Annotated in this window: 18 protein-coding genes, 1 other RNA gene and 1 pseudogene; 10 read left to right on the top strand and 10 right to left on the bottom strand. The window is 69.3% G+C overall.

From position 1 onward, the window contains the following. Positions 1 to 34 precede the first annotated feature (34 nt). A complete protein-coding gene (locus ABLE94_RS03105; RefSeq protein ID WP_348804155.1) occupies positions 35 to 694 on the bottom strand; it encodes a variant leucine-rich repeat-containing protein in 660 nt (219 codons plus the stop codon). Positions 695 to 881: 187 nt separating this feature from the next. Between ABLE94_RS03105 and pip the strand changes: the two are divergent. Next, positions 882 to 1,849, top strand: a pseudogene (gene pip / locus ABLE94_RS03100) (prolyl aminopeptidase). A 68-nt stretch (positions 1,850 to 1,917) separates the two neighbouring features. Next, entirely contained in the window at positions 1,918 to 3,411 is a 1,494-nt protein-coding gene (locus tag ABLE94_RS03095) for a CYTH and CHAD domain-containing protein (protein ID WP_348804157.1), read from the top strand. Between the two features lie 15 nt (positions 3,412 to 3,426). Here ABLE94_RS03095 and ABLE94_RS03090 read toward each other — a convergent pair whose 3' ends face one another. After that, on the bottom strand, positions 3,427 to 4,845 hold the full coding sequence (locus ABLE94_RS03090; protein ID WP_348804158.1) for an RNB domain-containing ribonuclease: 1,419 nt from the start codon (positions 4,843 to 4,845) through the stop codon (positions 3,427 to 3,429). 154 nt (positions 4,846 to 4,999) lie between these two features. Between ABLE94_RS03090 and rnpB the strand changes: the two genes are divergently transcribed. Beyond that, positions 5,000 to 5,403, top strand: an RNA gene (gene rnpB / locus ABLE94_RS03085) — RNase P RNA component class A. Positions 5,404 to 5,526: 123 nt separating this feature from the next. On the opposite strand, the gene ABLE94_RS03080 is transcribed toward rnpB, so the two are convergent. The 4 genes from ABLE94_RS03080 to cobC form a co-directional block, all read right to left on the bottom strand. Next, positions 5,527 to 6,144, bottom strand: a complete 618-nt coding sequence (locus ABLE94_RS03080) for a histidine phosphatase family protein (RefSeq protein WP_348804262.1) — start codon at positions 6,142 to 6,144, stop codon at positions 5,527 to 5,529. A 38-nt stretch (positions 6,145 to 6,182) separates the two neighbouring features. Next, positions 6,183 to 6,920, bottom strand: coding sequence for a zinc ribbon domain-containing protein (locus tag ABLE94_RS03075; protein WP_348804159.1), 738 nt, complete (start codon positions 6,918 to 6,920; stop codon positions 6,183 to 6,185). A 163-nt stretch (positions 6,921 to 7,083) separates the two neighbouring features. After that, positions 7,084 to 8,217 carry a Nif3-like dinuclear metal center hexameric protein gene (locus ABLE94_RS03070; RefSeq protein ID WP_348804160.1) on the bottom strand — a complete coding sequence of 378 codons (1,134 nt, stop codon included), beginning with the start codon at positions 8,215 to 8,217 and terminating at the stop codon, positions 7,084 to 7,086. After that, complete coding sequence (cobC, locus tag ABLE94_RS03065; protein WP_484494644.1) at positions 8,204 to 9,277, bottom strand: Rv2231c family histidinol phosphate aminotransferase CobC; 1,074 nt, start codon at positions 9,275 to 9,277, stop codon at positions 8,204 to 8,206. The genes ABLE94_RS03070 and cobC overlap by 14 nt, the downstream gene beginning before the upstream one ends. A 33-nt stretch (positions 9,278 to 9,310) precedes the next feature. On the opposite strand from cobC, the gene ABLE94_RS03060 reads away from it, so the two are divergent. Next, entirely contained in the window at positions 9,311 to 10,096 is a 786-nt protein-coding gene (locus ABLE94_RS03060) for an HAD hydrolase-like protein (RefSeq protein WP_348804162.1), read from the top strand. Continuing rightward, the gene (locus ABLE94_RS03055; RefSeq protein ID WP_348804163.1) at positions 10,089 to 10,565 is read left to right on the top strand and encodes a low molecular weight protein-tyrosine-phosphatase; all 477 of its coding nucleotides are present in this window, start codon (positions 10,089 to 10,091) and stop codon (positions 10,563 to 10,565) included. The genes ABLE94_RS03060 and ABLE94_RS03055 overlap by 8 nt, the downstream gene beginning before the upstream one ends. A 12-nt stretch (positions 10,566 to 10,577) precedes the next feature. On the opposite strand, the gene ABLE94_RS03050 is transcribed toward ABLE94_RS03055, so the two are convergent. Beyond that, a complete protein-coding gene (locus ABLE94_RS03050; RefSeq protein WP_348804164.1) occupies positions 10,578 to 11,618 on the bottom strand; it encodes a zinc-binding metallopeptidase family protein in 1,041 nt (346 codons plus the stop codon). 72 nt (positions 11,619 to 11,690) lie between these two features. On the opposite strand from ABLE94_RS03050, the gene ABLE94_RS03045 reads away from it, so the two are divergent. After that, positions 11,691 to 12,728 (top strand): SURF1 family cytochrome oxidase biogenesis protein, encoded by a 1,038-nt coding sequence (locus ABLE94_RS03045; RefSeq protein ID WP_348804165.1) that lies wholly within the window; start codon positions 11,691 to 11,693, stop codon positions 12,726 to 12,728. On the opposite strand, the gene ABLE94_RS03040 is transcribed toward ABLE94_RS03045, so the two are convergent. Further along, positions 12,706 to 13,668: a cobalamin biosynthesis protein gene (locus tag ABLE94_RS03040; RefSeq protein WP_348804166.1), complete on the bottom strand. Its 963-nt coding sequence runs from the start codon at positions 13,666 to 13,668 to the stop codon at positions 12,706 to 12,708. The genes ABLE94_RS03045 and ABLE94_RS03040 overlap by 23 nt on opposite strands. Further along, the gene (locus tag ABLE94_RS03035; protein WP_348804167.1) at positions 13,668 to 14,309 is read right to left on the bottom strand and encodes a Type 1 glutamine amidotransferase-like domain-containing protein; all 642 of its coding nucleotides are present in this window, start codon (positions 14,307 to 14,309) and stop codon (positions 13,668 to 13,670) included. The genes ABLE94_RS03040 and ABLE94_RS03035 overlap by 1 nt, the downstream gene beginning before the upstream one ends. Before the next feature lie 33 nt (positions 14,310 to 14,342). Here ABLE94_RS03035 and ABLE94_RS03030 point away from each other — a divergent pair, with 33 nt between their 5' ends. Continuing rightward, a complete protein-coding gene (locus tag ABLE94_RS03030; RefSeq protein ID WP_348804168.1) occupies positions 14,343 to 15,146 on the top strand; it encodes a spermidine synthase in 804 nt (267 codons plus the stop codon). 160 nt (positions 15,147 to 15,306) lie between these two features. On the opposite strand, the gene ABLE94_RS03025 is transcribed toward ABLE94_RS03030, so the two are convergent. Then, complete coding sequence (locus ABLE94_RS03025) at positions 15,307 to 16,128, bottom strand: maleylpyruvate isomerase family mycothiol-dependent enzyme (protein ID WP_348804263.1); 822 nt, start codon at positions 16,126 to 16,128, stop codon at positions 15,307 to 15,309. A gap of 177 nt (positions 16,129 to 16,305) precedes the next feature. Here ABLE94_RS03025 and ABLE94_RS03020 point away from each other — a divergent pair, with 177 nt between their 5' ends. From ABLE94_RS03020 to ABLE94_RS03010, 3 genes are all read left to right on the top strand, one after another. Beyond that, complete coding sequence (locus ABLE94_RS03020; RefSeq protein WP_348804169.1) at positions 16,306 to 17,283, top strand: CE1 family esterase; 978 nt, start codon at positions 16,306 to 16,308, stop codon at positions 17,281 to 17,283. A gap of 4 nt (positions 17,284 to 17,287) precedes the next feature. After that, positions 17,288 to 19,141, top strand: a complete 1,854-nt coding sequence (locus tag ABLE94_RS03015) for a serine/threonine-protein kinase (RefSeq protein ID WP_348804170.1) — start codon at positions 17,288 to 17,290, stop codon at positions 19,139 to 19,141. A 76-nt stretch (positions 19,142 to 19,217) separates the two neighbouring features. Beyond that, entirely contained in the window at positions 19,218 to 20,201 is a 984-nt protein-coding gene (locus ABLE94_RS03010; RefSeq protein WP_348804171.1) for a helix-turn-helix transcriptional regulator, read from the top strand. Positions 20,202 to 20,214: the final 13 nt, after the last annotated feature.

The raw sequence follows: 20,214 nt of genomic DNA, 5'->3' as shown, positions 1-20,214 counted from the left end.
CGTCATGTCGCGTTGGGCGATCTTCGGGGATTACTCAGCGGGTGGACAACCACTGACGCAGGCCGGGTTCGAGCGCAGGATTCTCCAGCAGATGCGGATGCAATTGCGGCGCGTTGTTGGCCATGTGGACCAGCACGTGTCGAGGGGTCTGCGGGTCACGTGCCATCCGGACATCGCCCGGCAACGCGGCCGGAGCCGACGGTGCCGGCGTCGCATGCGGGACCGGAGCAGGAGCCGGGCCCGGTGCACCTGACGACGCGGGAGGCGGGGGCGGCGGCGGTGGCGGCGCGGCTCCGATGGGCGGCCCCGCCGACGGCGCCGGGGCGGGCGGCATCTGACCGTACGGAGACACCGGCGGCATCATCCCCGGCTGCATCGAGCCGGGCGGCATCGCATTCGGGGGCATCCCGTTCGGTGACATCCCGTTCGGGGGCATCCCGTTCGGTGACATCCCGTTCGGGGGCAGCCCGTTGGGCGGCATCGAGTTCTGGTTTCCGGGTCCTTGCAGCGCCCGAAGTTGGCGCGCCACCATTTCCCGGTTCTGCCACAGCCACTTCCCGGCCGCGATCGCCACGATCAGGACGATGATCGCGACTATGTAGCCGATGCTTCCGGAGATGGAGATACCGCCGCCGCGGCGGCGGGCCAGGACGTCGACCGCTGCCGGTCCGGCCAGATGGATGTGTTCGATCATCGGCGACTGGTGATCCCTTCCGCGCCTCGTTTCCGTTAGCGCATCGCACGTTACGGCAGTCCGGCGCCCACACCCGGTTCGTCCGACCGGTTTCATCCGGTCGGACGAACTCACGCCGCACCGGACGTACGACCAGGACGTCGGTCGGCGCGCGATGAGTCGCACATCGATGCCCTAGGGTCGAGACATGCGCGAGTTCTATCCGGAGATCGAGCCCTATGCGTCGGGCATCTGGGCACCACGGACGGTCAGCAAATCTATTGGGAGACCTCCGGTAACCCGGACGGCAAGCCGGTGGTGTTCGTCCACGGTGGTCCGGGTGGCGGGACCGCGCCGGATCAACGCCGGTTCTTCGACCCGGCCAGGTACCGGATCGTGCTGTTCGATCAGCGTGGATGCGGAAAGTCGCGACCCCACATCGCCGACGGTGCCGACCTCGCCGTCAACACCACCCCCGGACTCATCGCCGACATGGAGGCGTTGCGCGGGCACCTGGGCATCGACCGCTGGCAGATCTTCGGCGGCTCGTGGGGCTCCACACTGGGCCTGGCCTACGCCCAAACCCATCCCGATCGCGTCACCGAACTCGTCCTGCGCGGCATCTTCCTGCTGCGCCGCAGCGAGATCGACTGGTACTACAACGGCGGCGCCGCCCACATCTACCCCGACGAGTGGGAGTCCTACCTCGCCCCGATCCCGGAGGCCGAACGCGACGGTGATCTCGTCGCCGCATATCACCGACTGCTCACCTCCGAGGATCGGAGCGTTGCGGCGACCGCCGCGCGGGCCTGGACCGGATGGGAACAGGCGACGAGTTACCTGGTACCCAAGCCGGCGGAGGCGGCCGCGGCCAAGGAGGACGCCGGCCCGCGGTTCGACATCGCCTTCGCCGCCATCGAGAACCACTACTTCGTGCACCACGGTTTCCTCGACGACGGACAACTGCTGCGCGACATCGGTCGCATCGCCGACATCCCGGCCGTGATCGTGCAGGGTCGCTACGACGTGGTGTGCCCCATGCGCAGTGCGTGGGATCTGCACCGGGCGTGGCCGTCGGCGACGCTGCACATCGTCGACGACGCCGGACATGCCTCTTTTGAACCGGGGATTCGCCATCATCTGATCGAGGCGACGGACGACTTCGCCGATCGCTGAGCCTGCGACGGCGACCACGATCCACCGCATAGACTTCGGATATATCCGTTTTCTCGACAGGAGGACCCGTGGCCGCTGAGCAGGTCGAAGTAGAGCTGAAGTTCGACGTCGAGGCCGGCATCGTCGCCCCCGATCTGCGGGCTCTGCCGGGAGTGGTCAGTGCACGCACACCCGAGACCTTCACCCTCGACGCCACCTACTTCGACACCGACAACCTCGATCTGGCGGGCAACCGGATCACCATGCGCCGCCGCACCGGCGGGCACGACAGTGGGTGGCATCTCAAGCGGCCCACAAACATTCCCGGTGCCCGCAAGGAACTGCGGATCGGATTCGACGAGGCCCCCGCCGACGGTGACATCCCCGACGCACTGATGCTCCCGGTGCTCGCCCTCACCCGCCACCGCAGCCTCATCCCGGTCGCGGTCATCTCGACCACCCGCACCATCACCACGCTGCTCGGCGTCGACGACGTCGAACTCGCGGAGTTCGCCGAGGATCACGTCACCGCCCGGTCACTGCTCCCCGGCGGCGACATCCAGCAGTGGTCGGAGTGGGAGTTCGAACTCCTCGCCGGCGGCACCCCACGACTGTTGAAGGCCGCCCACAAGCACCTCCGCGCGGCGGGCGCACACGAGCCGTCGAGTGCGTCGAAACTCGCGCGGGCGATCGGCTCCACCCCGGTCCACTCCGAGCCGCGGCTCGGAAAGCGCCCCACCGCACTGGAACTGGTCGTCACCGACCTCGCGATTCATCGCAACGCGTTGATCGCCTACGATCCCGAGGTGCGCGTCGACGCCTACGACGCGGTCCACCAGATGCGGGTGGCCACCCGCCGCATCCGCAGCATCCTCAGCGGATTCCCCACCGTGCTCGACCCGGACCGCACCGCCCACCTCAACGACGAATTGCAGCTGCTCGCACGGATTCTGGGCGAGGCCCGGGATTCCGAGGTCCAACTGGAGATCGACACGAACCTGCTGCGTGGGCTCGAACCGTCCGAAACCCTGGCGGCCGCACTCACCGACACCGAATCGGCCATCCACGATCGGGCGATCCGGGCCGCCCACGCCGCGATGAACTCCCAGCGGTACTTCACACTCCTCGACGACATCGACGCCCTGATCACCGACCCGCCGGCCGGCCCGGACGCCGACATACCCGCATCGTCGGCAGTCGGTGCCGCGATTACCAAGAACCGCAAGAAGATTCGGAAGGCGCAGGCCGAGTTGGCCTCGCTCACCGAGGGTTCGCACGAATGGCAGGAGCAACTGCACGTGATCCGCAAGCGGGCCAAGAAGCTGCGCTATGCCACCGATGCCGGAGAACCGCTGCAGATCAAGAAGTATCAAAAGGTTGCCGCTGTCGCGAAGAAGATCCAGTCGGCACTCGGCGATTACAACGACACCCGCATCAACCGCGCCCGGCTGAGCGAGATCGTCGACACCACCACCACGCTCAGCGGGCGGGACATGTTCCTCCTGGGCCGGATCGACACGCTCCAGGAGGCCGCGGGCGAACGTGCCCTGGCCGCGTATCGCACGGCCGCGAAAGCGCTGTAGCGCAACGACTCCGCGTCAGACGACCGGCGCGAACCCGACGGTGCGGCGCGTCGGATCGGCGGTGGTGAGCCGCACCGTGATGCGCGTGGCCTGCGGCGGCGTACCGTCGCAGCGCGCCATCACGGCCGGGTCGTCGATGAAGATGCGCGCAGGCTTCTTCGCTTCCGCGGCGGACAGCACGACCGCATCGAATCGGTCACCGACGCGGTCGGCGAGCACCATCGCCTCGGCCAGGTCGATGCTCTCCCGGTCGGCGGCCGAGCCGAGGGCGTCGGCCGACCGCAGCACCTTGGGCAGGGCGGGGAGCGCGCGGATCACCCAGTCGGGCACCGGTTTTCCGGCGGTGACCGCCAGGCACACCTCGGTCGCAAACCGGTCCCCGAGGCGGCGGAGCGGAGCGGTGACGTGTGCGTAGACCCCGCCGATCGCCGCGTGCACCATGGACTCCGGGGCCGCGTCGGTCGTTTCGGATCCGGTCAGGGCGAGGTATCCCGACCCGCGCATGAGTCCGCCCGCGTGGGACATGAGCGCGAGGGTCGTCGGCTCGTCGGGCGGCAGCGACGCCAGGAATTCGCCCGGAGTCGCCTCCGACGGCCACGGAACACGCAGGGCCGCGGCGGTGGCACGAAGGTCGGTGACCGATTCGGCCGGTGCGGGCGGCAGGGTGCGCAGCAATCCCACGCCGTGGGCGGCCATGATCTGTCCGGCGCTCATCCCCGTCAACAGTGAGACCTGTGAGTTCCACATGTCCGCCGCGGTGTGCGGAGCGAGCCGCAGACTCCACCCGGCGGCGTCGCGCACCACTTCCTGATCGGGCAGGTCGAGTTCGATCGCACCGCGCGACAACGCAACCCGACGGCGCAGCTCGCCGAATCGCGGCAGGTCGACGATGGAGGGATGCAGCGCCCCTGCGGCGGCGTCGGCGGTGACCTGCTCGTAGTCGAGTCGGGCCACCGACCGCACGGTCGCGCGTCGGACGTCGACATCGGTGACCTCACCCGCTCCGGCCACCGCGATGGTCCACAGCACTGCCGGCCGCGTCACCTCCGGCAGCAGCGAACCACTGCCCTCCGACAACACCCGTGGGTGCAGCGGCACCGATCGGTCCGGAAAGTAGATCGTGGAGCCGCGGCGGCGGCTTTCCTGATCGAGCGCCCCCTCCGGCTCGATCAGGGCCGCGACGTCGGCGATCGCGTAGCGGACGACGAAGCCGTCACCGACGGCCTCGATGTGGACCGCCTGATCGAGATCCATCGAGCCGGGAGGATCGATCGTGACGAAGGGGATATGCGTGTCGTCGGTGCGTTCGTCGGCGTGCCGGTCGACCGCGTTCTCCGCCTCGTCGAGTGCGGCCTCGCCGTAATCCTCGGAGACACCCAGTTCGCCGCGGATCGCGTCGAAATCGATATCCGGCGCGGAGAATCTGCGTTGCACTCCCCGACCCTAACCGCGGCGCCGCGCCGGTTCCACGGAATCCGGCGTACGCCATCTCGTTGACGACGCTGCCTCCCTCGTTGCCGGCGCTCTCGTGTTCGGCGACAGCACCTATCAGTCCCCGATTGCGCCCGGCGTATCCTGTACGGGCGAACGAGTCGGCCGGGCGGCCGCGGCGCATGGGACGACCAGTCACTGGAAACGCCAGGCGCCGAGGAAAGTCCGGACTCCACAGAGCAGGGTGGTTGTCAACGGCAACCCGGGGTGACCCGCGGGACAGTGCCACAGAGAACAGACCGCCGACCGCGAGGTCGGTAAGGGTGAAACGGTGCGGTAAGAGCGCACCAGCGATGCGGGTGACCGCGTCGGCTCGGTAAACCCCACCCGGAGCAAGGCCGAAGCACGGACCGCAGGGTGCGTGTGCGCGGGTGTTACGAGGGCTGCTCGCCCCAGCCCGCGGGTGGGCCGCTTGAGGTACCCGGCGACGGAGTGCCCAGATGGATGGTCGCCGCCGACCTATGGTCGGAACAGGATCCGGCTTACACGCCGACTCGTTCGCCCTTCCCCGAGCCGCCGCTGCGCCGATTCTGGGCGCCGTCAACGACATGGCGAGCGCCGTCGACAACATGGCGAGCGCCGTCAGTGCAGAACCGAGCGCCGTGAGTGCAGAACCGAGCGCCGTCAGCGCAGATGGGCGGTCTCGTTGACCGACCGCACAACCGCACCACCGTCCGGGAAGAACTCCGTCACCGACACCGACGCGAGGTCGAGGTGCAATCGGAAGAGCAACTGTGGGCCGACGTCGAGCGCATGCCGCAGCAGTGACTTGATCGGCGTCACGTGCGACACCACCACCACGGTCTGACCGGGGAACTGTCCGAGTAGCCGTTCTTTGGCGGCGATGACACGCTCGGCGGTCTGGGTGAAACTCTCGCCTCCCGGTGCGGGCACCGACGAATCGCCGAGCCACCGCGCGTGGATCTCCGGGTCACGGGCCTTGGCCTCGGAGAACGTCAGGCCCTCCCACGTGCCGAAGTCGTTCTCGACGAAGCCCTCGTCGACGATGACCTCACCGCCGACGCGATCGACGATGGCCTGCGCGGTCGCCCGCGTCCGCTCCAGCGGCGAACTGATGACAGCGGCCACCTCGGATTCCAGCGCGATGCGTTCGGCGGCACCGGCGGCCTGGGCGACGCCCAGCCCGGTCAGTGCCGGATTACCCCGCCCCGAGTAGCGGCGCTCAACCGACAACGGCGTCTGTCCATGCCGCACCAGCACCAGGCGGGTGGGTGCGGCCATCTGTCCCTGCCAGGAGGGAGCGCTCACCGGCCGGGTGCTCACAGACCGGATTCGTGGGTACGGATGAGGATCGCACCGCACTCCTCACACCGGATCACCTCGTCGGGATCGGCGGCACCGATCGCCGACAACGTGCCGCGGTCGAGCTCCATCCGACAGGCACCACAGCGCCGCGCCCGCAGCAGACCGGCACCGACCTTGCCCGCGGCCCGCTGGCGGTCATAGATCGGCATCAGTTCGGTGGGCACCTCGGCACCGATGTCGGCGCGCCGGGCGTCGAGGGCCTCCCGATCGGCGGTCACCGTGGCGAGCGCCTCCTCGCGCCGACCCTGCAGGGCCGCGAGCTCGGTCTCGAGATGCGCCACGGTCGCCGAGGCGCGCTCCTGCTCCGCGACCACGGCCTCCTGCCGTTCCATCAGCTCCAGCAGATCGTCCTCGAGCACCTGCCGGCGACGTCCGAGCCCGGTCAGCTCGTGTTGCAACTCCGAGAGCGCCTTGGGGGCGAGGCCTCCGGCGGTCAACAACGCCGAATCCTTCTGCTCCCGATCCCGCATACCGGTGATCTCGCTGTCCATCTTGCGATAGTCCCGATCGAGGTCCTCGGCGGAGATCTCCGCGCGCACCAGATCGTCGCGGGCGGCGTCGATGCCGCGAGTCGCCTCGGCGATCTCGGCATCCTCGGGCAGATTGCGGGCGCGGTGGTCGAGCCGCGCCAGTCCGGCGTCGACATCGGCCAACTCGAGCAGGAGTCGTTGCCGGGCGGCATCGACCTTCATCGGGTGTCTCCTTGTGTCATGGAAGTTGTGTCATGGACGTTGTGTCATGGGTGCGGTGTGTCATGGGTGCGGTGTGTCATGGATGCGGCGTGTCATGGACGTGGCAGCCTCCCCGGGCCGCCCTCGTCTGTCTGGGTGAACGTTCACGCTACGCGCCGCGACGTCACGGTGCGCAAACGGTGAACGGATCCGTGGGAGTGGTGTACACCTCGACCGCCGATCCGGTGGCCGCGGCGATCAGTGTGGCGGCCTGAGCACACCACGGGAATTCGGTGGCCCAGTGTCCTGCGTCGATGAGCACCGGCCCACCGGCGCGCAGCGACTCGTCGACAGGATGGTGCCGGAGATCGCCGGTGAGATACGCATCGACGCCCGCGCGGCGCACCGCGTCGAGCAAGGAGTCGCCGGCGCCACCGCACACCGCGACGGTCTCGATCCGGCGGTCGGGGTCACCGGTGGCCCGCACACCCCACGGCGTGCCCAACACCCGGGCGGCGTCGGCGGCGAACTCCCCGACCGTCGTCGGCTTCGGTAGTCGCCCGATCCGTCCGAGTCCGAGTTCAGAAGGCAGTGACGCCATTTCGATGACGTCGAAGGCGGGTTCCTCGTACGGGTGCGCCGCACGCAGGGCGGTGAGCACCGCGGCCCGCAGACCCCGGCGCGCCACCATCTCCACCCGTGCCTCGTCGACACGCTCGCGCACCCCGATCTCACCGATCGTCGGATTCGCCCCGTCGCGCGCCTCGAACTGCCCGACGCCGACCACCGTCCACGCGCAGTCGCGGTAATCGCCGATCTGTCCGGCGCCGGCGGCGAACATCGCCTCGCTGACCTGTTCGGCATTGCCCTCGGGCACCATCACCACCCACTTGTCGAGGCGAGCAACGGGTTCGGCGTCGACGGGCCGGGTGTCGAGGAGACCCAGGGCGTCGGCGAGCGCGTCGGAGACACCGGGGCGAGCCTTGTCGGCGTTGGTGTGGGCGGTGAACAGCGCGATCCCGGCTCGGATCAGGCGGTGCACGATGCGGCCCTTGGCGGTGTCGGCAGCCACCGATTCGACGCCGCGCAGCAGCAGCGGATGGTGCGCGAGAATCATGTCGTATCCGCCGACGACCGCCGCATCGACGACGTCGTCGGTGACGTCGACGCATACCAGGATCCGACCCGCTGATTCGGCGCGGTCCCCGCACACCAGACCGACGGCGTCCCATGTCTCGGCCAGATGTGGTGGATAGGCCGCCTCGAGCACCTCGACGACCGCACCGACCGTCACCGGCACATCCTCATGAATGGCCAACGGAGATCTCCTCTCGCGCCCGCTCCAACGCCGTGACGAGACGGTCGACCTGGTCGGCCGGCCGCACCGCCAACCGCACATGGTCGTCGCCGAGACCGACGAAATTCGCAGCGCTTCGCACCGCAATACCGTTGTTGCGCAACGACTCCCGGATGGCGAATGCGTGCGGTAGCTCGATCAGGACGAAGGGCGCCGACGGCGGGGCACTCACCGACACCCCGATCTCGTCGAGCCGCCGCACCAGATGGTCACGCTCGGCGCGAACCGCGATGGCCTGCTCGGCGCAGAACCGCACCCCCTGCTCGGACACACACGCGGCCAACGCGGCCAGCGCCGGCGATGACAACGGCCAGGCCCGCCGCCCCGATTGCAGGCGGGCCAGCAGGTCCGGCGCACCCAGCAGATAACCGGCCCGCAGCCCCGCCAGCCCGAAGGTCTTGGTGACACTGCGGACGACGATCACGTCGTCGAACCGACGATGCGCCAGGGACTGGGGTTCGGTGCGCCCGCTGACCGGGTCGATGGTCAGGTCGGCGAAGGCCTCGTCGACGACGAGCACCCGACCCGGACGACGCAGCCCCGCCAGCCCGTCGGCGTCGTGCAGCATCGACGTCGGGTTGGTCGGATTGCCGACGACCACCAGGTCCGCATCGGGGGGAATGCGGGACGCGACGTCGGCATCGATCGGTTGCGCCGGGTCGATCACGACCTGCGTCACCGCGATCCCCGCGGCACGCAGCACCAATTCGGGTTCGGTGAACGACGGCTGCAGGAGTGCGGCGTGGCGCACGCCGAGTTTCGGCAACAGCTCGAAGCCGTCGGCGGCACCGGCCAGCAGCATCACCTCGTCGGTGGCACGTCCGTGCACATTCGCGATCGCCGCGCAGGTCCGCGCGCTCGCCGCGTGCGACGGGTATCGGGCCAGGTCATCGAGGGTGACCCCGATCGCCGACCGCACGAACGACGGCGCCGGGCCGCGGACGTTGACGGCGAAGTCGAGCATGCCGTCGCCGGCCTCCTGATCGCCGTGGCGGTCGAGTGCGTGCAGCCCCGATGTCATACCGTCAGAGACTACGTGCACCATGGACGGGTGATGTCCCGGCCAGACCCAGAGTCGTCCACCACCGAGCGACCCACGACCACCGAGCCCTGCCATGCCGCAGAACCACCGAGCGCTGCAGGGTCTCCGAGCGCTGCGGGGTCACCGAACCCTGCCGACCCGGGTACCGTCCTGCTCGTCGACCTCGACGGCACGATCACCGACAGTTTCACCGGGATCGCCAACAGCTTCCGACATGCACTCGCCGAGGTCGGTGCGCCACCGCCACCCGAGAGTGTGGTCGCCGGCGTGGCCGGCCCCCCGATGATCGACACACTGATGGCGCTCGGTCTCGACGAGGAGACCGCCGATGCGGCGATGCGCGCCTATCGTGCGCGCTACACCGACGTCGGCTGGCTGGAGAATGCGGTCTTCGACGGTATGGCGCAACTGTTGGCCGACCTGTACGCCGCCGGACGCACACTGGCCGTCGCGACGTCGAAGAACCAGAACACCGCGCGGGCCATCCTGGATCACTTCGGGCTCTCCGCCAACTTCCGGGTGATCGCCGGTGCCAGCGATGACGGCACCCGGCGTCACAAGTCCGACGTGATCGCCCATGCGCTGGCACAATTGGGCATACCGCTCGACCCGCAGACACACCGACCGCAGCAACCGGCGGTGATGATCGGCGACAGATCCCACGATGTGGAAGGTGCTGCCGGATTCGGCATCCCGACCGTCATCGTGGGCTGGGGGTATGCCCTGCCCGGCGAGCGCGACGCTGCCTCTTGGAGCGTCGAGTCGATGGAAGATCTGCGCGAGGTACTCGGTGTCTGACCTACTCCACGTCTGTTTCGTCTGTACCGGCAACATCTGCCGTTCCCCGATGGGACAGAATATTTTCGCCCAGTCGCTACTCGACGCCGGCCTGTCCGACCGCGTCGAGGTGAGCAGCTGCGGAACCAGCGGCTGGCATGTCGGCGAGGCCGCCGACAACCGTGCCCGGACCGAACTGCTCGCCCACGGCTACCCCGACGGTCACGTCGCCGCCCAGCTGGGCCCGGAGCACATCGATGCGGACCTGTTCGTCGCCGCCGACGCCGGGCACGTGAAGGAACTCGAACGTAAACGGCTCGGCGATCGGACCCGACTGCTGCGAAGTTTCGACCCGGCGGCACCCGCCGACGATCTCGATCTGTCCGATCCGTACTACGGCACACCGGAGGATTTCGCGGTCACCCGCAGCCAGATCGAGGCGGCGATGCCCGGACTCCTCGACTGGGTCCGGGACCGCCTGGGCGACTGAGGCGCCCGGCGATCAGGCCGTTCGTGCGTGCTCGGCGACCCGTTCCGAGAGGGTGAGGTCGTGCACGAACCGCATCTTCTCGACGACCGGTTCGGCCAGCACGAACGGATACAGGCCACTGTGCCCCATCGATCGATTGATCTGGTTGAACGCCCAGATCGTCGGTAACCAGCATGCGATGAGCCGGTCGAAATCCGCGACGTCGGCGGGCGTCTCGTCGAGTGCTGCCTCCGACGGCGCCATCGCGAAGCGCGCCGCGGTGTCGAGGGTGTCGCGGATGTGCAGGTAATGCGCGAATGTCTCGGCGAAATCCTCCCGCGGATGCATCGTCGCGTACCCGGACACGTGACTCGCCGACCAGTCGCGCGGAGCACCTCGGGAGTGGTGACGACGCAGCGCGGCGTCGTAGTCGGCATCGGGATCACCGAACAGCCGCCGGAACTCGGCCGCCCGGGCCGGATCGGGGGCCTCGTCGACGAGCACCATCTGGTAGTAGTGCCCCAGCTCGTGGCGAAAGTGTCCGATCACCGTGCGGTAGCGCTCGGCCAGTTCGACGCGCTGACGTTCCCGATGCACCGGATACCCTTCGGCCAGATCGAGGGTGATCACACCGGCGCAGTGCCCGGTGATCACCGACACATCTCGGCTCGACAGGAGGTCGAAGGCGAGTCCGGAACGCGGATCGTCGGCGCGCGCGACGATCGGCAGGCCCAGTTCGGACAGTTCCCAGATGACTCGGCGCTTGGCGGTTTCGACCTGCCCGAAGACCGCCACCGCGCGGATGTCCTCGTCGCGGGGGCGGGTCCGGGTGAGCCGACAGGACGCGCACAAGGCGCTGCGATGATCCTTCGGCACCAACCAATTGCATTGCGCACGAACACTGTTGGCGCATCGACGAACACTCGTCCCAGCGATGACGGCGTGCCCGGAACCATCGAGCAGCACCATCGTGCCGGCGGCCGGCCAGAATCCCAGCGCGCTCCCGCAGTGCAGACACAGACTGTTCTCGAACGTCAGGCGCTGGCCGCACCGCCGGCAGAGAAAGTCACGCATTGGAACAGCTTAGTAGCGGCGTCGCACGAATCCGGGCACAACGCGCGGACCGCTTCTCGGTACCGTTGAACCATGCGCGCACTACGTAGCATTCGGCCGGGGTGGATCGCCCTGTCGATCGTCGTGGTGGCGTTTGCGGCGGCCTGTTTCATGCTGCTGGCACCCTGGCAGCTCGGCAAGAACACGGCGACCTCGGAACGCAATGACCTGATCAAGTCCGCGGTGGCCATCGATCCGGTGCCGATCAGCGAGCTCGCCCCGCCCGGTGCGCCGTTCGCCCCGAAGACCGAGTGGCGCGAAGTCACCGTCACCGGGTCATTTCTGACCGACAAGCAGGCACTGGTCCGGCTGCGGTCGGTGGAGGAGCGGCCGGCCATCGAGGTGCTGACACCCTTCCGCGTCGCCGGGAGTGATCGTGTCCTCGTCGTCGACCGCGGATATGTCCGACCCGACCAGAGTTCCACCCCGGTCATCCCGCCGCCGCCGGCCGGCGAGACGACGATCACCGCGCGTATCCGCGCCGCCGAGGGCACCTCCGACGGGCGGGGCGCCCGGGTCGAGGGCGGCGCGCTGACGGTGTACACGATCGATCCGGCGCAGCTGTCGGCGGCGACCGGGACCGCCATGGACCCGTTCTATCTGATGTTGTCGCCCGGTCAGCCGGGCGCGCTCGGTGATATCGGACTGCCGCAGCTCGATTCGGGTCCGTACCTCTCCTACGGCCTGCAGTGGCTGGCGTTCGGAATCATGGCACCGCTGGGCGCCGGCTACTTCATCTTCTCCGAGATCCGGCAGCGGCGCCGGGCCGCGGCGGCGCAGGCGGCTGCCGCCCAGCCGCCGGCAGCGGGCCCCGACCCCGACCGTCCCGACGCGACGCCGACACCACTCGGCGATCGGCCGCAGCCGGCTGCACCGCTCACGCCGCCACCCCTGTCGCGCTCCGAACGTCGCAAACAGTTGCGCGCCGAGTTGCGTTCCGCCGCAGGCGCACCGGCAGCGGACCCCGCACCCTTCGACGACACCGCTCCGGTCGGTATCGGCGCCGGACCCGACACCGAACACGCCACCGGGACCGTCCGCGACAAACTCACCGAACGCTACGGCGGCTGAGCGACTCTGCTGCTCGCACCCGGGTCCACGCGAGCGCCGCGGCGACGATCACCGCACCCACCTGCACCCGACGCGACAGCCGCACCGCCGCAGCCAGATCGGCGGTCGTCGGCGGGTGTCCGTCGCCGAGCACCGGCCGCTGCTCGACGCGGTGCGGGTAGACGGTACGCCCGCCGAGCCGCAGACCCAGCGCCCCCGCGAACGCCGCCTCCACCACCCCGGCATTGGGACTCGGATGCGCCGACGCGTCACGCCGCCAGGTTCGCACCGCGCCCGCACGATCGGGACCGATGAGCGCGACGAGCATCCCCGACACGCGCGCCGGTAGCAGGTTCAGCGCATCGTCGACGCGGGCCGAACACCACCCGAACCGCCGGTATCGATCGTTGCGGTAGCCGACCATTGCGTCGAGGGTGTTCGCGGTGCGGTACCCGACGATGCCCGGAACACCGGCGAGCGCTCCCCACACCAACGGGCCGACCGTCGCATCCGAGGTGTTCTCGGCGACCGATTCGGTGGCGGCCCGGCAGATCCCGGCCGCGTCGAGCGCGTCGGGGTCACGCGCACACAGACTCGGGACCAGGCCGCGGGCACCGGCGAGGTCGTCGTCGTCGAGCGCGTCGACCACCTGCGTGCCGACGCGGGTCAGGGTGGTTCCGCCGAGCGCCGCCCAGGTGGCCGTCGCGGTGAGCACGACCCGCACCACCGGGCGGTCGGCCACCAGCACACCCGCACCGGCGCCTGCCGCCACGGCCGCGCCGACGCACAGTGCGCAGTGCACCACCCCGGCGGTGCGGGTGTCGGCGTAGGTCGCCGATTCCAGGGAGGCCGCCAGACCGCCGAGTCCGGCGACGGGATGGAACCCACGGGGATCGCCGACGGCACGATCGAGGAGATAACCGAGCACCAGGCCGCTCGGCGACGGCCGGAACGCCCGCATCAGTCGGCGGAGGCGACGAGTGTGCGCGTGGCACCGCGTACCAGCAGCGCCTCGCTGTCGGCGATCATGGTGAGGTCGTGGTCGGTTCCGTAATCGCGCCGCACGGACTCGATCATCGAGGGTGGATAGATCGGTATCTGCCCGTCGGCGTGCGGAATGGGGACGGTGTCGATCCACCCCAACGCGTGCGGGTCCACCGGTCCCGGCGACTCGCCCGGATCGTCCATCCGCTCCACCGGGGAGATGTCGGGTCCCGCGATCACCGACCCCGCGCTGCAGCCGATGTACGGAAGTCCCTCGCGCACACGGCCGTCCAGGATCTGTTCGGCACCCGCCCGCCGCAGCGCCCACAGCAGCGCGAAGGTGTTGCCGCCGGCCACGTACACCGCGTCGGTCCGCTCGATCGTCGCGGCGAATTCGGCCTGCTCCTGCTTCGCCCCGGACAGATCGACGACCGTCGCGCCCAGCCGGACAAGTCGGTCGCGTTCCGGTTTCGCCCAGGAGGGGTCGGCGTAGGGGATCTTGGCGTCGTCGATGTAGCCGATCGTCAACTGCGACAGAGACTTTCCCGTGGTGTCGGCGAGAAACCCGGGGACCGCACCGAAGCCCCAGGACAGCAGCAGCAGATTCACCTGCGCCACGCTACTACGCCAGCGGATACACTTCGGATTCTCATGGCACACGCACGTCCGGTCCCGATCGCCGGCACCTACCCGATCGACACCGGCACCGCCGAGTTGGCGCCGGACCCGATCTCCGGCGGATGGCTGCTGCAGATCAACGGCGCGCATTCCTCACACATCGATCCCGACGATCCGACGGTGCTCGACTTCGAGTATCTGCGGCAGATGGCCGCGGTCATCGACGATCGGTTCGACACCGGGGACCGCGTGCGCGTGCTTCATCTCGGTGGCGCGGCGTGTGCCCTGGCGCGTTACCTCGCCGACCGGTATCCGGAGTCCCGGCACGTCGCCGTGGAGGTCGACGCCGAACTGGCCCGGCTGGTCCGCGAATGGTTCGAGCTGCCGAGGGCGCCGCGGCTGCGCATCCGGGTCGGTGACGCCCGTGCGGTCACCGAGTCGCTGCAGCCGCGGACCCGCGACGTCGTCGTCCGCGATGCCTTTGCCGGCGACCGCACCCCGGCCCATCTGGCCACCGTCGAGTTCGTGGCCGCGGTCGCCGAGGTCCTCACCCCGGATGGGCTCTACCTGGCCAACTGCGGTGACGGTCGTGACCTGACGCTCGTCCGCGCCGACGTCGCGGCGGTCGCGGAGGTATTCGGCCACGTGATGCTCGTCGGCGACCCCGCCATGCTCAAGGGCCGACGCACCGGCAACGTCGTGGTGGTCGGCTCCCGTACCCCGGTGGAGCCGTCGGCGGCCCTGGTTCGCCGGCTGCTCAGCGATCCCCTTCCGGCCCGGGTGATCGCGGGCGAACAGGCCCGCGCGTTCGGCCGCGGCGCCCGGCACGACCCATAACCGTCGACTGGGCGCCCTATCCCGTCGAGTGGGCGCTCTATCCCGTCGAGTGGGCGCTCTATCCCGTCGACTGGGCGCCCTATCCCGTCGAGTGGGCGCTCTATCCCGTCGAGTGGGCGCTCTATCCCGTCGAGTGGGCGCTCTATCCCGTCGAGTGGGCTCAGATCACGTAGTCCATGCGGTCGAGGATCGCCGTCCCGAGGTTCTGATCGCCGATCACGGTGACCCGTTCCCGGTCGGCCGAGGTGCGTCCCCCGGCCAGGCGCGCCAGATCCGCGGCCTCCAGGCGCAGCGTGACGTCGGCGGAATCGTCACCACCGTCGAACGAATCCACCAGCCCCGCACGCCCGTTCACCGCGACCCGGATCGTGCGCGCGGCCGGCCCGGTGATGTCGAAGACCACCGTCGTACCGTCGGGTGCGCCGGCACGTTTGCCGACGACGAAGGGCAGCGACGCGGAGATCTCGTCGAGCACCCAGGCCGTCGCCGCCTCGTCGGGCGCCCCACCGATCGTCGCGTCGCGCAGGTCCACTTCGTGAATCCAGCAGTCGAACACCCGGATGCGCATGAATCGGCCGTAGGTGTCGGGGCCTGCCGGGGTGAGCGCGTCGGCGTCGAACTCCGCCTGGGTCATCGCCGTCAGCGCCGCGGTGCGGGCGGCGATCACCTCGTCGAATGCCTCGAGTACCTGTGCGCGTGACTGCGTGCGGAAGTGCTCGACCCACTTCTCGTTCAGTTCGCCGATCGGATTGCGAACGTGATCGCGGTCGGCGAGCCCGTCCGGCGCGGTCACATCGCGGCCGTCGAGCATGCTCTCGGTGCCGACGATGTGAGCGATGATGTCGGCGTTGGTCCAGCCCGGAAGAATCGACGGCGCCGACCACTGCGCGTCGTCGAGGTCGGCGGCGAGTGCTCGCAGTGCCGCCCACTCACCGATCAGCGCCGGGACGAGGTCGGTGGCCGGCAGTGTGGTGGTGGGCATCATGTCTCCGCTCATGGGGCTGGTGGGAATGTCGGGCTGACGATGTGACGCTACGCCCCACGGCGTGGCCGATGCAGGCCGTCGCGCGGATCACCCGGTCCCGCAGCCCTGTCCCCCATTCGGGTGACCTGGGACTACTCGCGGTCCGACTGCCGGTCATGCCCTAGTCTGAGACGCGTGTACGGGAGTCACCGAGGGTTGCCGCGAATCGCCATGCTGCGTGCCCTCACGGCCGTCACGCTCATTCTCGGTGTCGTGCTCGGACTGCTCGGTGTCGCCTCGCCGGCATCCGCGGTGACGCCCGGATGTGGCGGCAACCGCGTCCCCAGCGCGGACACCACACACACCACCCGGGTGGGTGGTGTGACGCGGACCTATCGGGTGCATGTGCCCCGCGGATACACCGGACGCAGTTCCTTCCCGTTGGTCCTCGCCTTCTACGGTCACGGCGAGAAGTCACCGAAGTTCGAGCGCTACACCGGGCTTTCGGATCTGCCCGCGATCGTCATCTATCCGGACGCCACCATCGGTACCGACTCCACCACGTCGTGGCAGGGTGCCCCGTATTCCTCGCCCAAGGCCGACGACGTGGCCTTCACCTCGACGATGCTGCGCGAGATCCGCGCGAGCTTCTGCGTCGACCGCAACCGGACCTTCGCGGTCGGGCGGTCCAACGGCGGCGGACTGGTGTCCATGCTGACGTGCCGACTGTCCGGGGAATTCGCCGCCTACGCGATCGTCAACGGCGCCTACTACGACCAGACCTGGCGGGCCTGCCCGGGTGGACGCACCGGCGCCGGCGCACCTCCGTTGTCGGTCATCGACTTTCACGGAACCTCCGACCCGATCATCCACTACGACGGTGGCGTCCGCTTCGGTGAGCGCTACACACCGATCCCCGACGTCCTCACCGCGTGGTCCCGGCGAAACGCGTGTCTACCGGCTCCGGTGCAGGCCCCCCTCAGTGCGACCACCACGATCGTCGACTACCCGCTCTGCGCCGCCCTCGGCCACGAGATCGTGCACTACCGGATCACCGGGGCCGGCCACGGCTGGCCCGGCGCACGACTGGCCACCGCCACCGGACCGGGAACGAAAGTCGCTGCCACCCAGCTGATCTGGCAGTTCTTTGGCCGGCACCCGCGGACGGCATGAGCCGATGAGCACCGACGACCGAGCCATCTCGGATCGATCCGGGACCACCCTGGGGCCCTACTCCATCGGGGAACTGCTCGGGCGTGGCGGCATGGGGCAGGTGTATCGGGCCACCGACAACCGCAAGGGCCGGGTCGTCGCCCTCAAACTCCTCAATCCGGATCTCGTCGACAACGACACCTTTCGTGACCGATTCGAACGCGAGTCACGCGTCGCGGCCAAGCTCAACGATCCGCATGTCGTCCCCATCCACGACTGGGGCGAGATCGACGGACTGCTCTACATCGACATGCGGTTGGTCAACGGAACCGATCTGCGCGGCATCCTCAATCGTGAAGGGGCACTGCCACCGACCCGCGCGGTGGCCATCCTCGCCCAGGCCGCCGAGGCCCTCGATGCCGCCCACGCCGATGGCCTCGTGCATCGTGACGTCAAACCCGACAACATCCTCGTCGACACCCGCGACTTCGCCTACCTCGCCGATTTCGGTCTGGCACAAGCCGATACCGACACCCGACTGACAACTGCCGGCGCCGCGATCGGGTCGTTCGCCTACATGGCACCCGAACGGTTCGGCCCGGGCGAGGTCGGCGCCGCCGGCGACGTGTACGCCCTGGCCTGTGTCCTCTACGAAACGCTCTCCGGCTCACAGCCTTTCGCGTCGGCGACCACCTTCGAACAGCTCATCGCCGCACACCTGAACCAGGACCCACCACAGTTGGGATCACCGATCGACCCGGTCATCGCGCGCGGCATGGCCAAGGAACCGGGTGCCCGCTTCCCGACCGCCGGGGCGCTGATCGACGCCGCGCGCGCCGCCTACGAGGGTGCCACCGGGCATCACCGGATCTCCCGGCCGACGATCCTGCCCGCCGGTCCCGTTGTCGGCGGCGGCACCGGCATGACCCCGTTCGGCATGACCCCGTCCGGACCGGACTCGCCGGGAAAGACCCCGTCCGGCCGCTCGGCACCGTCGACCCGCGGTCCGGCACCGTCACCGGCCGGGCGTCCCGCTCAGGGCGGCCAGGCGCCCGGCCCGGTTCAACTCAACAAACCGAGCACACCCGTCGCAGGCGCCTACGCGTCGGCACCCCCGACCGCCCCACCGCAGGCCGCCCCGTCCCAACCCTTCCCGTCGCAGCCGTTTGCGCCGCAACCACAGCCGACCCCGAGCGGACACTTCGCCACCCAATCGGCCCCATACGCTCCGACCGGGCACTACACCTATCCGGCGCCGGCCGCCCCACCACGCCGCACCTCACCGGTGCTGATCATCCTGATCATCATCGCGCTGCTGCTCGTGGCCGGAATCGGGATCGGCGCGTGGGCGCTGGTACGAGGATCGGATTCCGGGGGCGGCGCCGACACCCAGGTGCCCGGCGCGGCCGGGACGACGACGCAACCGGCGATCACCACCGTGGCACCCACGACGCCGGCCGCGACCACCGCACCGACGACGATCGCTCCCACCACCGCCACCCCCACGACCGCGGCCCCCACCGGACGGGCCGCCTTCGATCTCGGGTTGTCGACGCCGATCAGCACCCCCGCCTGCGACGGCACCGGCATCGTCGTCGTCGGCAACGCCGTCAACGAGGCGACGTGGGCCAGCGAGGTGCAGGGTTACCTGGACGCCTATCCCGGCTCGAGTTACCTGCGCACCGACCAGTCGTGCTCGTCGCTGCGTCGTCGCGACGACAACGGCAACGTCATCTACGCCGTCTATCAGGTGGCCGGCCGGACGATCGACGACATCTGCCGACTGCGCAACCAGCTCGGCGGACAGTCCTACGGCAAGTGGCTCGACAACACCACCGACCCGACCACCAACATCCCCGCGGCCCAGTGCGGCGGCTGACGGGTCGGCACCGACGGTGATCGCAGAGGCCGAATGCGGACAGTGATCGTCCGCGATCTGGGGCACCATGGATTCCATGTTGGAAACCTCGGCCCGATTGCTGCACCTGCTGTCCCTACTGCAGATGCGGCAGGAATGGTCGGGGCAGGAGCTCGCCGACCGCCTCGACATCACCACCCGCACCGTCCGCCGCGACGTCGACAAACTCCGTGAACTCGGCTATCCGGTCGATGCGACGGTCGGCGTCGGCGGCGGCTACCGGCTGGGTGCCGGGGCGGAGATGCCACCGCTGCTGCTCGACGATCAGGAGGTCCTCGCCGTCGCGCTCGGTCTCGACGCGGTGACCACCGGACCGGTGGCCGACATGGCCGAGGCCTCGGCGGGCGCGTTGAGCAAACTCCGGCAGGTGATGCCGTCGCGCCTGCGTCACCGGCTGGACGCGTTGTCGTTGGAAGCCGTTCCGCGCCAACCCGGTCCGGGCGCGGTGACGGCCGAGACACTGACCGACATCGCCACCACCTGCCATCGGCGCGAGCGGCTGCGCTTCGATTATCGCCGTGGCGACGGCACCGAGTCCCGGCGCGATGTGGAGCCCTACCGGTTGGTGCGCAACGGGATGCGCTGGTATCTGGTGGCCTTCGATCCCGACCGTGACGACTGGCGGTCCTTCCGGGTGGATCGGATGGAACCCAAGACGCCGACCGGACCCCGGTTTTCGCCTCGTGAACTCCCCGACGGCGGCGCCGCGGAGTTCTTGGAACGCAGCATCGGGTCGGTGTACCGGAAGGCCTCGGCCCGGGTCCGCATCCACGCCCCACTCGCCGAGGTGGCACCGATGATGTCGGAAGCGTGGGGCACCCTCGAGTCCGCCGACGAGACGACGTGCGAACTCCGGGTCTTCTCCACGTCACTGGCCTCCATCGCACGCTGGATGCATGCCTTCGACGCCGACTTCTCGGTGATCGAGCCCGATGCGCTGCGGGTCGAGTTGGGTGCCGTCGCCGACCATCACGAGAAGCTGGCGGCACGATACCGTCGCGCGTGCGGAGGGTCGTCGTGACCTTTTCGTGACC

The organism is Gordonia sp. VNK1 (assembly GCF_040049135.1).
Lineage (GTDB): Bacteria > Actinomycetota > Actinomycetes > Mycobacteriales > Mycobacteriaceae > Gordonia > Gordonia oleivorans.
The sequence above is the reverse complement of the archived record's forward strand: the minus strand, read 5'-3'. Positions and strand labels throughout refer to the sequence as shown.

Coding starts and splice junctions, on each gene's coding strand:
- ABLE94_RS03105 (WP_348804155.1), bottom strand. CDS start 694: ATGATCGAACACATCCATCTGGCCGGACCGGCAGCGGTCGACGTCCTG.
- ABLE94_RS03080 (WP_348804262.1), bottom strand. CDS start 6,144: ATGGCCGCACCCACCCGCCTGGTGCTGGTGCGGCATGGACAGACGCCG.
- ABLE94_RS03075 (WP_348804159.1), bottom strand. CDS start 6,920: ATGAAGGTCGATGCCGCCCGGCAACGACTCCTGCTCGAGTTGGCCGAT.
- cobC (WP_484494644.1), bottom strand. CDS start 9,277: ATGACATCGGGGCTGCACGCACTCGACCGCCACGGCGATCAGGAGGCC.
- ABLE94_RS03060 (WP_348804162.1), top strand. CDS start 9,311: ATGTCCCGGCCAGACCCAGAGTCGTCCACCACCGAGCGACCCACGACC.
- ABLE94_RS03050 (WP_348804164.1), bottom strand. CDS start 11,618: ATGCGTGACTTTCTCTGCCGGCGGTGCGGCCAGCGCCTGACGTTCGAG.
- ABLE94_RS03045 (WP_348804165.1), top strand. CDS start 11,691: ATGCGCGCACTACGTAGCATTCGGCCGGGGTGGATCGCCCTGTCGATC.
- ABLE94_RS03040 (WP_348804166.1), bottom strand. CDS start 13,668: ATGCGGGCGTTCCGGCCGTCGCCGAGCGGCCTGGTGCTCGGTTATCTC.
- ABLE94_RS03030 (WP_348804168.1), top strand. CDS start 14,343: ATGGCACACGCACGTCCGGTCCCGATCGCCGGCACCTACCCGATCGAC.
- ABLE94_RS03025 (WP_348804263.1), bottom strand. CDS start 16,128: ATGCCCACCACCACACTGCCGGCCACCGACCTCGTCCCGGCGCTGATC.
- ABLE94_RS03015 (WP_348804170.1), top strand. CDS start 17,288: ATGAGCACCGACGACCGAGCCATCTCGGATCGATCCGGGACCACCCTG.
- ABLE94_RS03010 (WP_348804171.1), top strand. CDS start 19,218: ATGTTGGAAACCTCGGCCCGATTGCTGCACCTGCTGTCCCTACTGCAG.